The organism is Actinomadura sp. NTSP31 (genome assembly GCF_041951385.1).
In the GTDB taxonomy this organism is placed as follows: Bacteria; Actinomycetota; Actinomycetes; order Streptosporangiales; family Streptosporangiaceae; genus Spirillospora; species Spirillospora napierensis.
In genome coordinates this window covers 467,185-481,135 of sequence record NZ_JBGNUT010000001.1, presented here as the reverse complement: position 1 = coordinate 481,135, position 13,951 = coordinate 467,185, and the positions used below count along the sequence as shown (strand labels likewise).

General features: G+C 76.6%; 7 protein-coding genes. 6 read left to right on the top strand and 1 reads right to left on the bottom strand.

All coding sequences use genetic code 11. The annotated features are described in order from the left end of the window. Nucleotides 1-2: 2 nt before the first annotated feature. The 6 genes from ACA514_RS02060 (at nucleotide 3) to ACA514_RS02035 (ending at nucleotide 13,316) form a co-directional block, all read left to right on the top strand. Nucleotides 3-3,299: a DUF4132 domain-containing protein gene (locus tag ACA514_RS02060; protein WP_375039224.1), complete on the top strand. Its 3,297-nt coding sequence runs from the start codon at nucleotides 3-5 to the stop codon at nucleotides 3,297-3,299. A gap of 80 nt (nucleotides 3,300-3,379) precedes the next feature. Continuing rightward, nucleotides 3,380-6,670 (top strand): DUF4132 domain-containing protein, encoded by a 3,291-nt coding sequence (locus ACA514_RS02055; protein ID WP_375039223.1) that lies wholly within the window; start codon nucleotides 3,380-3,382, stop codon nucleotides 6,668-6,670. A 16-nt stretch (nucleotides 6,671-6,686) separates the two neighbouring features. Beyond that, nucleotides 6,687-7,880 carry an AAA family ATPase gene (locus ACA514_RS02050; RefSeq protein ID WP_375039222.1) on the top strand — a complete coding sequence of 398 codons (1,194 nt, stop codon included), beginning with the start codon at nucleotides 6,687-6,689 and terminating at the stop codon, nucleotides 7,878-7,880. Then, complete coding sequence (locus ACA514_RS02045) at nucleotides 7,880-10,153, top strand: DUF5682 family protein (protein ID WP_375039221.1); 2,274 nt, start codon at nucleotides 7,880-7,882, stop codon at nucleotides 10,151-10,153. The genes ACA514_RS02050 and ACA514_RS02045 overlap by 1 nt, the downstream gene beginning before the upstream one ends. Continuing rightward, nucleotides 10,150-11,337, top strand: coding sequence for a VWA domain-containing protein (locus ACA514_RS02040; RefSeq protein ID WP_375039220.1), 1,188 nt, complete (start codon nucleotides 10,150-10,152; stop codon nucleotides 11,335-11,337). Before ACA514_RS02045 ends, ACA514_RS02040 begins: the two co-directional genes overlap by 4 nt. After that, nucleotides 11,334-13,316, top strand: coding sequence for a hypothetical protein (locus tag ACA514_RS02035; RefSeq protein ID WP_375039219.1), 1,983 nt, complete (start codon nucleotides 11,334-11,336; stop codon nucleotides 13,314-13,316). Before ACA514_RS02040 ends, ACA514_RS02035 begins: the two co-directional genes overlap by 4 nt. A 22-nt stretch (nucleotides 13,317-13,338) precedes the next feature. On the opposite strand, the gene ACA514_RS02030 is transcribed toward ACA514_RS02035, so the two are convergent. Beyond that, complete coding sequence (locus tag ACA514_RS02030) at nucleotides 13,339-13,944, bottom strand: PadR family transcriptional regulator (RefSeq protein WP_375039218.1); 606 nt, start codon at nucleotides 13,942-13,944, stop codon at nucleotides 13,339-13,341. Nucleotides 13,945-13,951 lie beyond the last annotated feature (7 nt).

Here is a 13,951-nt window from a genome sequence, read left to right as displayed (position 1 = left end):
GCATGGACGATCTCCCCCCGCTGCCCGATGAGGACGCTCTGACGCTTCCGGCCGCATGGCGCCGCAAGCTCCACCCGAGGCGCGGCGGGCTGCCCGGCCCGGCCTTCGCGCCGGACGGCGCGGCGCCCGCCAAGGCTCGCGCGCTGATCGAACGACCGGGCGGCCCGGTCGAGGCGCTCGCCCCGGGCAAGGGCGGTTGGCCCGCCTTCACCGACGCCGCCCTGCGGCACCTGGCGGGGGAGCCCGACCCGGCGGGCGCGGCGGCCGTCGCGGCCGTGGCCGCCTTGGAATTCACGCGGCGGGGCGGCGCCGCGCCCTACGGGATTTTCATCGACTCCTGGATCATCGAGCACGGCCTGCCGTTCGCGGCCTGCGCGGTGGTCGAGCTGGCGCAGTCGTCCGGCTCCCTGATCGGGAAGGACGGCCCGTGGCAGGGCAGCTGGACGGTGGTGAACCGCGGGCTCCACGACGTCGGGCGCGGGCCGACGGCCGACGGGCTGCGCGAGGTCCGCGCGCTGCTGGCGGCCGCCGACGAGGAGGTGTACGCCGAGGCGGTCGAACGCCTGGCGGCGCACCGGGACGGCTGGGAGGCCCGGTGGCTGGTGTCCTACCTGGTGCCGACCCGCCACGACTGGGTGGAGGAGTGCTGCGCCGCCCCCATCGTCACGGGACGCCCCCGGGGCCTGCACGCGCTCGCGCTGGCCTCGCTCGGCACGCCCGCGCAGCTCGCGGCGCCCTATCCGGCGATCGGCCTGCACTTCGGCGGGGCGTCCATCGACGTGCTCGCCACGATGGCGGACGGGATCGGCCCCGGTCTCCTGCCGTTCCTGCTTGCGCAGATGGACGGCCGGTACCTCGACGCCGAGGGCCGCAAGCGCGTCGCCAGGACGATCGCGCTGCTGCCGTCGGACGAGGCGTTGCGGGCGCTGCTCGACCGGCGCGACCACAAGTACCTCAAGGCCGAACTCGGCGATGCGCTGAAGCGGTTCCCGGTCCGGGCGCTGCGGCTGCTCGCGGAGGCGGGCGAGGACGCGCTACTGGAAGAGCACGTCCGGACCGGCCCCGGCGCCGTCGCGGCGCTACCCGGCCTTCCGGACGACCTGCGCGCGGCCGTGGAGAAGGCCGCGGGGACGTCCGCCCGGGTGCCGGAGGCTCCGGCGGGCGCCGTCCCCGAGGTCCTGGCCGCCCCGCCGTGGGCGAACCCTTTCCTGCCGGCCGTCGCGGGCCTCACGCCGCCCGAGGGGGAGCTGCGGTGGCGGGACGGCGAGCGCGCGGACTGGCTCGGCACCGACGTCGGCTCCGTCGGCGCCCCGCCGGACGGTGACGCCGAGGCGCTGGCCCGGGCGATCCGCGAGGGCGGCGTCGGGTCCATGGCGCCGGTGGTGCACGGCCCCGAGGACGTCGTCCGGCCGCTGCTCGCCGGGTGGAAGGGCTACGACCGGTACGACACCGGACGGTGGATGAGGCGCGTCATCGCCCGCTACGGCCTTGACGCGCTGCCGCCGACGCTGCGCATCGTGAAGAAGAACCGGATGCGGCTCACGCTGCTCGCGCCGTTCCTGCACACCGACGTGGCGCTGTCCATGGCCGGGCGGCTCGGCGGCAATGACCACGACGCCGAGCGCTGGTACGACCGGCACGGGTTCGACGCCGTGCCGTTCCTCGTCCCGGCGGCGCTCGGCAAGGCGAAGACGGCGCGCCGTTCGGCCTTCCGGGCGCTGCGCCACCTCGACCGCGACGACCCCGGCAGGCGCCGCGCGATCGTGGACGCGGCCCGCGCGGCCCACGGCGACGAGGCAGCCGCCGCGATCGACGGCCTGCTGGCCGCGCACCCCGTCGAGACCGGCGAGGCCGCCCCGCCGAAGACGCCCGGCTGGGCGGATCCGGCCGTCCTCCCGCAGGTGCTGCTGCGCGGCGGTCAGGCTCTCCCCGGCGGTGCGACCGCCCATCTCGTCGAGCTGCTCGCCCTCCCGTCCCCCTACGGTCTGGACGCGGTCCGGGAGGCATGCGACCCCGCGTCGCTGGCGGAGTTCGGGTGGGAGCTGTTCCAGAAATGGCAGGACGCGGGAGCCCCGCCCAAGGAGGGCTGGGCGCTCGTCCAGCTCGGCCGCACCGGCGACGACACCACCGTCCGCCGCCTCGGGCCGATCATCCGCGCCTGGCCCGGCGACGGCCGGCACGCCTACGCGGTGACGGGCCTGGAGGTGCTCACCGAGATCGGGTCGGACGTCGCGCTCATGCACCTGCACGGCATCGCGCAGAAGGTGAAGTTCCAGGGGATCAAGCGTGAGGCGCAGCGCCGCATGCGGCAGGTCGCCGACCGGCTCGGGCTGTCCACCGACCAGCTCGCCGACCGGATCGTCCCGTCGTTCGGGCTGGACGGCGACGGCGCCATGACGCTCGACTACGGCCCGCGCCGCTTCGCCGTCGGGTTCGACGAGGCGCTGAGGCCGACCGTCGCCGACGAGAGCGGCAGGCCCCGCAAGTCCCTGCCGAAGCCCGGCGCGAACGACGACCCCGCCCTCGCGCCCGCCGCGCACAAGGCGTTCGCGGACCTGAAGAAGGACGTCCGCACCGTCGCCGCCGACCTGCTGCGCCGGCTGGAGGGCGCGATGGTCGCGCAGCGCCGCTGGACGCCCGCCGAGTTCGGCGAGTACGTCGTCGGCCACCCCCTCGTCCGGCACGTGGCGCGCCGCCTCGTCTGGTTCGCGCAGGACGGCGACGCCGTCACCCCGTTCCGGATCGCCGAGGACCGCACGTTCGCCGACGTCGCCGACGACCTCGTCGCCGTGCCCGGGCACGCCGCCATCGGCCTCGCGCACCCCGTCCAGCTCGGCGACGCCCTCGGCGCGTGGTCCGAGGTGTTCGCCGACTACGAGATCCTGCAGCCGTTCCCGCAGCTCGGCCGGGTCGTCCACACGCTCACCGGCACCGAGCGGGACGGCGAGCGGCTGGAACGGTTCGAGAACCTGAAGGTGCCGCTCGGCACGGTGCTCGGCCTCGTCAACCGCGGCTGGGAGATCGGCGCGCCGCAGGACGCGGGCGTCCAGCGGTGGATCTCCCGCCCGGTCCCCGGGAACCGGTACGTCGTCATCGACCTGGACCCCGGCCTGTACGTCGGAGAGCTGGCCGCGTCCGGCGACCACCAGACCCTGGAGTACGTGTGGCTCGGCGCGGAGGCCACCGACCACCGGTACCGCTCCACCAAGGAGGCCCCGTTGCGCTTCGGCGACCTGGACCCCGTCACCGCGTCCGAGGTCCTCGCCGACCTCACCCGCCTCGCCGACGCGGCCACCTGACCGACGGAACCGGGTGCGGGGGCGGCGACACGTCGTGAAACGGGGTGGATTGTCGGCGTGCTCCTCTAGCGTGGAGCGCCATGGACGATCACCTCCCCGGCGAGGACGCGCTGGTGCTCCCCGAGGCGTGGCGGCGGGCGCTGCACCCGCGGCGCGGCGGCGCGCCCGGCCCCAGGGCCAAGGTCGGCGGCTCGGCGGCGGGGACGGCCCAGGCCTACCTGAAGCGGGCCGTGAGAACGGTGGACCCCTTCCTGGAGGGCCGGCACGGCGATCCCGTGCTCGTCGAGGCCGCGCGGCGGCACCTCGGCGGCGACCCCGATCCGCGCGGCGCGGCGGCGGTCGCGGCCGTCACGGTGGCGGGCGTCGGCCCGTACTACCGGCGGGAGGTCCATGAGGCGTTCGCCGACGGCTGGGTCGCCGAGCACGGGCTCGGCTTCGCGGCCGGCGCGCTGGTGGAACTGAGCCGGACGCGGGCCAGCTACCTGCGCCGCCCCGGCGGGAGCGGCAACTGGGTCGGAGCCGTCCACGGCCCCGACGACGACCTGGGGAACGCGTCGCCGGAGGTGCTGCGGCGGGTCCGGGGGCTGCTGGCCGCGGCGCCCGACGAGGAGTACGCCGCCGCCGTCGAGCGCCTGGCGGAGCACCGCGGCGGGCCGGGGACGAAATGGGTCGCGTCGTACCTGGTCCCGACCCGCGAGGACTGGGTGGACGAGTGCTGCGCGCTTCCCGTCTCCGTGCGGCCCGAGGACCACTGGCTCGTGCTCGCGACGCTCGGCAAGGCGTCCCAGCTGGGGGCCGCGCCCGCACTCTCCGCCGAGACCTCCGGCCGGGCGGTGCTCGCCACGATGGCGGACGGCGTCGGCACCGCAATGCTGGGCCTCCTCCTCACCGCGGTCGACGGGACCGCGCCCCTCGGGCCGGACGAGCGCCGCCACATCTTCGAGACCATCGCCGCGCTGCCGTCGGACGAGGCGTTCCAGGCCCTGATCGACCGGATCGACCGCGAGCACGTGCGGGCGGCGCTGGTCGCGGCGGCGCGGCGGTTCCCCGCGCGGGCGCTGCGGCTGCTGGCCCGGGCCGGCGCCGCCGACCTGCTGGGCGCGCACCTCGACGCCAACGCCGACCTGGTCGCGGCGGTGCTGCCCGGGCTGCCGGACGACGAGGCCGCGCTGGTCCGGCGCGTCGCCGCGCAGTCCACCCGCGTGGCGGCGGCGGAACCGCACGAACTGCCCCGCGTGCTGGCCGACCCGCCGTGGCTGCGCGTCCGGCGCCCCGTCATGGCCGGGCTGCGGGCACCCGCGCCGCGGGTCGTGTGGCGCGACGGCGAGCGGCAGGCCTGGCTGGACGCCGACCCGGGCGTCCCGCAGCCGGACGCCACCGACTGGGAAGCCTGCGTCGACGGCTACCGGACCGGCGACGCGAAGATCCGCGCGCTTCAGCTGATCGTGCACGGCCCGGAGGAACTGATCCGTCCCCTCCTCGCCGAGTTCACCGACTACTTCCAGTACTCCCCGGCCCCATGGGTGCGGCGCCTGGTGGCGCGCTACGGGCTCGACGCGCTGCCCATCGCGATGCGGACCGCGACGAAGGGCCCGACGACCAACGCGGTCCACCTGACACCGTTCCTGGACGCCCAGGTCGCGGAGCTGATGGCGGAGTGGTTCGCCAAGCCGGCGAAGTTCCAGGAGCCGGCCCGCCGCTGGCTCGACCGGAACGGCCTCGACGCGGTCGGGCCGCTCGTCCCGGCGGCCCTCGCCCAGAAGGGCGCGCGGCAGGCGCGGGCCGAAACCGCCCTGCGCCACGTGACGGGCGCGCACGGCCTCGGCGGCGCCGTCGCCGCGGCCCGCGAGGCGCACGGCGACGAGGTGGCGGCGGCCGTCGAGGAGCTGCTGTCCGCGCCGCCGGCCGGGACCGGCCTCGAACGGCCCGCGAAGATCGCCGACTGGATCGATCCGGCGGCGCTGCCGCAGGTGCTGCTGCGCGGCCGCGACCGGGCACTGCCCGCCGACGCGGTCCGGAGGCTGCTCGAACTGCTCACCCTGCCGACCTCCACCGGCATGGACGAGGTCAAGGAGCACTGCGAACCGGACTCGGTGGCCGCGTTCGGCCGGGCGCTGTTCCGCCAGTGGCGCGAGGCCGGCGCCCCGTCCAAGGACGGGTGGGCCCTGACGCAGCTCGGCCGCACCGGCGACGACGAGACGGTGCGGCTGCTGACGCCCGTCATCCGGGCGTGGCCGGGGGAGGGCGGGCACAAGAACGCCGTCCGGGGGCTGGGCGTGCTCGCCGAGATCGGGTCGGACGTCGCGCTCATGCACCTCAACGGCATCGCGCAGAAGGTCAAGTTCAAGGGCCTGAAGGCCGAGGCGCAGGCGCGCGTCCGCCAGGTCGCGGAGCGGCTGGGCCTCACCGCCGACGAGCTCGCCGACCGGCTCGTCCCGGCGTTCGGCCTGGACGCCGCCGGCGCCATGACCCTCGACTACGGCCCGCGCCGGTTCGTCGTCAGCCTCGACGAGCAGCTCAGGCCGGTCGTGTCCGACGAGGACGGCACGCGCCGCAAGTCGCTCCCCAAGCCGGGCGCCAAGGACGACCCGGACCTCGCCCCGGCCGCCCGCCAGCGGTTCACGGCCTTCAGGAAGGACGTGCGCGCCGTCGCGTCCGGGCAGCTCCTGCGCCTGGAGCAGGCCATGGTGATGCGGCGCGAATGGACGCCGGCCGATTTCCGCGAGTACGTCGTCGGCCACCCCCTGGTCTGGCACATCGCCCGCCGCCTGGTCTGGATCGCCGGTGACGGCGACGGCGACGAGGCGACGGCGTTCCGCGTCGCCGAGGACAGGACGTTCGCCGACGCCGCCGACGACGCGTTCACGCTGCCGACGTCGTCCCGCGTCCGCATCGCGCACCCGCTGGACCTGGGCGGCACCGTCGACGCCTGGTCGCGGGTGCTCGCCGACTACGAGATCACGCAGCCGTTCCCGCAGCTCGCCCGCCCCGTCCACGCGCTCACCGAGGACGAGCGGGGCAGCGGGCGGCTGGCCCGCTTCGAGGGCCTGAAGGTGCCCTGGGGAAAGGTCCTCGGCCTGGTGAGGCTCGGCTGGGAGCGCGGCGAGCCGCAGGACGCGGGCGGCGAGCGGTGGATCTCCCGGCGCGTCCCCGGCGGCCGGTACGTGGTGATCGGCCTCTACCCCGGCATCTCGGTCGGCGCGGTCGACGCGGCCGGCGACCACCAGACCCTCGAGGACGTGTGGTTCGCCACCGAGCCCGCCGACTACTCGCCCCGCAGGGGCACCCCGCTCACCTTCGGCGAACTCGACCCCGTCACCGCGTCCGAGATCCTCGCCGACCTGACCGCCCTCGCCGAAGCCGCCGCGTGACCCCGGAACGGACACCATGACCGACGACACCACCGACACCCCCGAGATGACCGAAGACAGCGCCGGGACGACCGGAGACGTGGCGGGGTACCAGCGGCCGCCCGCCGAGGTGCGGTTCGCCGACGAGCTGGAGCGGCTCCGCGAGCACGACGACGGGCCGCGCCCGCCCGGCTGGGCGCTGAGCCTGACCGGGGCGCGGCGGTTCGTCGTCGGCGACGAGGCGCTCGGCGTGACCCGCAAGTTCGTCGGGGACACCGCGCTGATCGACCGGGCGCTGGTCACCCTCGCCACGAGCCGCGGGCTGATGCTGGTCGGCGAGCCGGGCACCGCCAAGTCGCTGCTGTCGGAACTGATCGCGGCGGCGGTGAGCGGGACGTCCACGCTGACGATCCAGGGCGGCGCCGCGACGACCGAGGACCAGATCAAGTACTCGTGGAACTACGCGCTGCTGGTGTCGGAGGGGCCGTCCGCGCGGTCGCTGGTGCCGGCGCCGCTGCTGACCGGGATGGCCGAGGGGAGGGTCGTCCGGTTCGAGGAGATCACCCGCTGCCCGCTGGAGGTGCAGGACTCGCTGCTGTCGCCGCTGTCCGACCGCGTCCTGGCGATCCCGGAGCTGTCCAAGGCGGTTGCCGGGGGGCGTGGGGGGTCGTCCCCCCACACGGGGGACAGCCCGGAGTCGATGGTGTTCGCGCGGGACGGGTTCAACGTCATCGCGACCGCGAACACCCGCGACCGCGGCGTCAACGAGATGAGCGCGGCGCTGAAGCGGCGGTTCAACTTCGAGACGGTGTTCCCGATCGCCGACTTCGCCACCGAGCTGGACCTGGTCGAGCAGGAGGCGGCGCGGCTGCTGGAGCGCAGCGGCGTGGGCGTCGCGCCGCGCCGGGACGTCCTCGAGGTGCTGGTCACCACGTTCCGGGAGCTGCGCAACGCCACGACGGAGGAGGGCCGGCCGATGGACCGGCTGTCGGCGGTGATGAGCACGGCTGAGGCGGTGTCGGTCGCGCACGCGGTCGGCGTGCGGGGCTGGTTCCTGCGCGGCGAGGCGGGCGGCGCCGCCGACATCGTGGAGTGCCTCGCCGGGACGGCCGCCAAGGACAGCCCGGAGGACCTGACCCGGCTGCGCCGCTACCTGGAGCGGCAGGCGCCGCGGCGCGACGGCGAGCAGTGGAGGGCGCTGCACGCCGCCCGGCACCTGCTGCCCGGCTGATGGCCGTCACGTTCATCGGCGTCCGGCACCACAGCCCGGCGTGCGCGCGGCTCGTCCGCGACACGATCGCGCGGCTGCGCCCGGCGTACGTGCTCGTCGAGGGCCCCGCCGACTTCAACGGGCGGCTGGACGAGCTGCTCCTCGGCCACGAGCCGCCGGTCGCGATCTACAGCTTCTACCGGGACGCCGAGCGGGTGCACTCCTCGTGGTCGCCGTTCTGCGGGTACTCGCCGGAATGGACCGCGCTCAACACCGGGCGGGCCGCCGGCGCGGAGCTGCGGTTCATCGACCTGCCCGCCTGGCATCCCGCGTTCGCCGAGCGCGGCAACCGGTACGCCGACGCCGAGCGCCGCCACGCCGACGCCACCGAGCGGCTGTGCCGGGAGTTCGCCGTCGACAACACCGACGTGCTGTGGGACCACCTGTTCGAGATCGACGCCGACGACCTGCCCGCGCGGCTCGACGCGTACTTCGCCCTGGTGCGCGGCGAAGCCGAGGCGGGGCCCGACGACTCCGCGCGCGAGTCGTACATGGCCGCGTGGATCCGGGCCGCGGAGGCCGACGCGGACGGACGCCCCGTCGTGGTGGTGACGGGCGGGTTCCACAAGCCCGCGCTCGAAGCCCTCGCCCGCGACGGCGGCACCGAGTGGCCGGAGGTCCCCGCGCCGGGCGCGGACGCGGCGGGCGGCAGCTTCCTCGTCCCGTACTCGTTCCGGCGGCTCGACGCGTTCACCGGCTACCAGTCCGGCATGCCGTCGCCGGAGTACTACCAGCGGCTCTGGGAGGACGGCCCGGACGGCGCCGCCGCCGCGCTGATCGAGACGGTCGTGACGCGGCTGCGCGAGCGCAGGCAGGTGGTGTCGACCGCCGACCTGATCGCCGCCCGGACCCTCACCGAGGGCCTGACCCGGCTGCGCGGGCACCGCTCGCCCGCCCGCACCGACCTGCTCGACGGCCTGGTGTCCGCGCTGGTCGGCGAGGACCTCGACCAGCGGCTGCCGTGGACGTCGCGCGGCCCGCTCGCGCCCGGCGCGCACCCGGCGGTCACCGAGATGGTGGCGGCACTGAGCGGCAACCGCGTCGGGCGCCTGCACCCCGACACGCCCGCGCCGCCGCTCGTCCACGACGCCGCCGCCGAACTGGAACGGCTCGGCCTCGCGGCCGGCGGCCGCATCGCGCTGAAGCTGACCGCCGCGCGGGGCCTGGAGCGCAGCCGCGCGCTGCACCGGCTGCGCGTCCTCGGCATCCCCGGCGTCGAGCGCGAGTCGGGCCCGTCGACCGGCGCCGACCCGGTGCTGGAGGAGGTCTGGCACGTCGACGCCTCCGACCCGGACGGCACCCGGCTCGCCGCGCTGATCGAGGCGGGCGCCTACGGCCCGACCCTCGGCGACGCCGCGGCGGCCGCCCTGGACGAGCGGACGGCCGGCGCGGCCGGCGACATGGAGCGCCTGGCGGAGGTGCTGTTCGACGCGGCGCTGTGCGGCTGCGCCGGGCAGTCCGGCCGGATCGCCGCGTCCATCGCCGCCGGGGTCGCGGGGACGTCCGAGGTCGGCGCGCTCGGCCGCGCGCTGGACGTCGTCCTCGGCCTGTGGCGCCACGACCACGTCCTCGGGACGGCCCGCAGCCCGCTGTTCGGCACCGTCATCGAGGAGTGCACGGAACGGATCCTGTGGCTCGCCGAAGGGATCCGCGGCGGCCCGGGGCCCGCCGACCGCGCCCGCCTGCGGGCGCTCGCCGCGGCCCGCGACGCGCTGCTGCACGCCGCCGGCACGCTGCGCGTGGACCGGGCCGCGGCGCTCGGCGTCGCCCGCCGCGTCGCCGCCGCGCCCGACGCGCCGCCCGACCTGCGCGGCGCCGCGTTCGGCCTCGGCCGGGCGCTCGGCGACACCGCCGACCCCGCCCGCGCGGTGCGCGGCGCCGCCGGGCCGCAGGTGTTCGGCGACTGGCTCGCCGGCCTGTTCGCGCTGGCCAGGCAGGAGGTCCTCGACCACGGCGGGACCGTCCTCGCCGTGCTTGACGAGCTGGTCGGCGCGCTCACCGACGAGGACTTCCTCGTCGCGCTGCCCGCGCTGCGGCAGGCGTTCGAGTACTTCCCGCCGCGCGAGCGCGAGGCCATCGCCGGGCAACTGCTCGCGCGCCGGGGGCTGCGCGGGTCCGGCCGCGCGCTGCTGCGCCCGTCCGGGGACCCGCTCGTGGTCGCCGAGGCGCGCGCCCTGGAGGAGCGCGTCGACCGCGCCCTGGAAACAGCCGGACTCAGCGGAGGACGACCATGACCCCCGACCCCGCCGCGGACCTGGAGCGCTGGCGGCTCATCCTCGGCGCCCCCGCCGAGGCCGCCACCGGCGCGCTCGGCGGCGACGCCGCCGCCCGCGACCGCGCCCTCGGCTGGCTCTACGGCCGCGACCCCGAACTCGCCCGGCGCGGCGTCCGCGCCCGCGCCCCCGGCACCGGCGAGGGGGCCGGCGGCGACTCCGCCGGCGGGCGCTCCGGCGACCGGACCGGCGGCAGCGGGCCGTCGGTGCTCACCACCGTCGACTGGCTCGACGAGGTGCACCGGCTGTTCCCCAAGGAGACCATCGAGCGGCTCGAACGCGACGCCGTCGAACGCTACGAGATCCACGACATCGTCACCGACCCGGCCGTGCTGGAGCGGATCGAGCCGGACCGGTCGCTGCTGCGCGCCGTCCTGCGCACCAAGCACCTGATGAACCCCGAGGTCCTCGCGCTCGCGCGGCGGATCGTCGACGCCGTGGTGCGGGAGCTGATGGACAAGCTCGCCACCGAGGTCAGGCAGGCGTTCCACGGGACCCGGTCGCGGCGCCCGAGCCGGATCCGCAACTCCCGCAACTTCGACTTCCACGGGACGGTCCGCGCCAACCTCGCGCACTACCGGCCCGACGAGCGCCGCCTCTACATCGAGCACCCGCGGTTCGTGTCGCGGACCCGCCGGCACGTCGAGCAGTGGCAGCTGATCCTGCTGGTCGACCAGTCCGGCTCGATGCTCGACTCGGTGATCCACTCGGCGGTCACCGCCGCCTGCCTGTGGGGGCTGCCGGGGCTGAAGACGCACCTCGTCGCGTTCGACACCGCCGTCGTGGACCTGACGTCCGACGTCACCGACCCGGCGGAGCTGCTGATGAAGGCGCAGCTCGGCGGCGGCACCGACATCGCCCGCGCGGTCGCCTACGGCGCCGGGCTGGTCGACAACCCGCGCCGCGCGATCGTCGCCGTCATCAGCGACTTCTACGAGGGCGGCGACGCCGGGCGGCTCGTCCGGGAGGTGCGGCGGCTGGCCGAGCAGGGCACCTGCGTACTCGGCCTCGCCGCGCTGGACGGGGAGGCCAACCCCACCTACGACCGCGACATGGGGCGCCGGCTCGCCGACGCCGGCGCGCACGTCGGCGCGATGACCCCCGGCCGGCTCGCCGAGTTCGTCGCGGAGAGGATCGGATCGTGACGCGCGCCGACCTGCTCGCGCTGACCCCGGACGCGCTCGCCGCCCTCGCCAACCGGGGACTGGTCAAGCGCGCCGCGAAGGACCTGGACGCGGGCGGCGGACCGGAGATGACCGTCGCGCCGGACGGCGGCGTCGAGGGCCGGTACCCCGACGGCACCACGGCGGCGCTCCCGGCGGGCGCGGGCCTGGAGGCCGCGACCTGCACCTGCGCCGCGACCGGGACGTGCCGCCACCAGATCTGCCTCGTCCTGGCCTACCAGCGCGACGCCGCCACCGAAGATGCCGCCGCCGAAGTCCCCGCCGGCCCCGAACAAGGACCCGCCGAGGCGGCCGCCTGGTCGCCCGGGTCGCTGGACGACGACGCGCTCGCCGCCGTCCTCGGCCGCCGCGCCATCACCGCCGCCCGCCGCGCCCACCGCGCCGGGTACGCGGCCACGATCCACCGGCCCACCGCCGCCGACCCGGTCGCGCGGGTCGAGTTGCAGACCTGCACGGTCCGGTTCCTCGTGCCCGGCGAGCTCGGCTACGTCCACACCGACGCCGCCGCGTCCGTGCGCGGCGAGATGACCGTGCTGGCCGCCTGGGCGTTCCGCGCCGCCGACGAGCGCGGCCTGACCGGCGCGGACGCCCGGCTCGACGTCGGCGGCGAGGCGAAGGGCGGGAGCGCGGGCGCCGGGCTGGACACGGCGGCCGGCCTGGTGGACCAGGTCCTCCTGGAAGGCGCCGTGCACGCCGGGCCCGTCCTCGCCACCGCGCTGCGCCGCGCCGCCACTGAGCTGGCCGCGCGGAATCTGCACTGGCCCGCCGGGGCGTTCGACGACCTCGCCGGGCAGCTCGCCGCCTACCACGAGCGCGACGCCGCCCACGATCCCGCGAGGTTCGCCGCGCTCATCGCCGAGGTGCACGCCCGGCACCGCGCGTCCGCCGCCGGCGGCGGCCCGCGCTCGCAGGTGCTCGGCACCGACGAGTCCGCCGAGACGCCGCTGCGCCGGGTCCGGCTCACCGCGCTCGGCTGCCGCGTTGGCGGCACCGACCTGGTCCGCACCGCCGACGTCTTCCTCGCGCACGCCGGCACCGGCGTCGTCCTGGTGCTCAAGCGCCGCTGGAACGTCCCGGACGGCGAGGAGCTCACCGGCGCCGACCTCGCCGGACGCCGCGTCCTCGGGTCCCCGCTGCGCGCGCTCGCCGCCGCGAACGTGGTGTCGGAGAGCGCCTCCCGGAGCGCCGGGCGGGTCGTCCGGGTCGCCGCGGGCCGGATCGCCAAGACCACCGTCACGCCGCTCGGCGACGCCTGGAAGGGGCTGCCCGCCGGGCTGCTCGTCCGCGACCTGAAGGCCGAGGAGCAGGCGCTGGACGCGCTGCCGCCCCGCCTGGTCCGGCCGCGCGTCGAGGCGGAGCTGGTGCGCGCCGTCGAGATCGCCGAGGTGCGGGACGTCGGCTACCACCCGGGCGCGCAGCGGCTGGAGGCGGTGATCGCGGACGCGGCCGGCGCGACGGCCGTCGTGTCCGCCGAGCACGGCCCCTACCGGCCCGCGGCGCTCGACGCCCTCGCGGCGGCGCTCGCCGACGCGCCCCGCATGGTGACCGGCGCCGTCCGCCGCGACCGGGGCGGGCTCGTCATCGACCCGTTCGCGGTGCTGACCGCGTCGGGCGCCGTCGTCCCCGACCTGGCGCCCGGCGACGGCGCCGCCGCGCTCGACGGCCCGTCCGCCGCCCCGCCCGACCCGCTCGGCGACGTCGTGCGGGCCGCGCTCGACGTCTGCGCCGAGGCCGCGCACCGCGGCCTGCTGCACGCCACGCCGGGCCTGCGCGACCGCATCGCCCGCTCCGGCGAGGACCTGCGGCGCGCCGGGCTGCGCGCCGCCGCCGCCACGCTGGCCGACCTCGCCGCCGCGCTCACCGCCGACGACCCGCACCGCACCGCGGAAGCCTGGGCGACCGCCCACATCCGCCTCCTGGTGACCGCCGAACTCCGCTGACGGGCTCCCCTTCGCCGCGCCGTCAGCGGGCGCCGCTGTCGAAGGCGGCGAGCATCTCCCTGCTCCAGGTGAGCCGGCCCGAGCGCAGGTCGTCCACGACGGAGCGCACCCAGCCGGTCTCCGCGGCGGTGACCGCCCGCAGGTACTCCGTCTCCAGCATGGTGACGCGCGGCAGGCCCATCCCCTCCTCCTCGCCGAGGCTCGCGTCCAGCCCGGCCAGGTCCTTCTCCAGCGCGCGCAGGCGCTCGTCCAGGACGTCCAGCAGTTCGGCCGGCGGCAGCAGCATCATGTTCGACAGCGCCGCCGGGAACTCGGGGAACTCCCGCTTCGGCGCCGCGAGCATCTCCCGCAGCCACGTCCGCGCCGCCTCGCGGCCCGCGCCGGTCACCTCGTAGACGGTCCGCTCCGGGTACTGGCTGCCGCGCTCGGTCTGCCGGACGGCGATCAGCCCGGCCGCGTTCAGCCGGTCGATCGTCCGGTACAGGCTCGCGCGCTGCCCGACGTTGACGACCTGCTCCTTGCCCCATTCCTTGATCAGCCGCTGGATCCCGTACGGGTGCAGCGGCCGGTTGTGCAGCAGCGCCAGCACGGTGAGGGCGAGCGGGGAACTGCGGACCGGTGAGCTCATGCACCGA

Excerpts from the sequence above, each read along its gene's own strand:
- ACA514_RS02060 (WP_375039224.1), top strand. The coding sequence starts at position 3 with ATGGACGATCTCCCCCCGCTGCCCGATGAGGACGCTCTGACGCTTCCG.
- ACA514_RS02055 (WP_375039223.1), top strand. The coding sequence starts at position 3,380 with ATGGACGATCACCTCCCCGGCGAGGACGCGCTGGTGCTCCCCGAGGCG.
- ACA514_RS02050 (WP_375039222.1), top strand. The coding sequence starts at position 6,687 with ATGACCGACGACACCACCGACACCCCCGAGATGACCGAAGACAGCGCC.
- ACA514_RS02045 (WP_375039221.1), top strand. The coding sequence starts at position 7,880 with ATGGCCGTCACGTTCATCGGCGTCCGGCACCACAGCCCGGCGTGCGCG.
- ACA514_RS02040 (WP_375039220.1), top strand. The coding sequence starts at position 10,150 with ATGACCCCCGACCCCGCCGCGGACCTGGAGCGCTGGCGGCTCATCCTC.
- ACA514_RS02030 (WP_375039218.1), bottom strand. The coding sequence starts at position 13,944 with ATGAGCTCACCGGTCCGCAGTTCCCCGCTCGCCCTCACCGTGCTGGCG.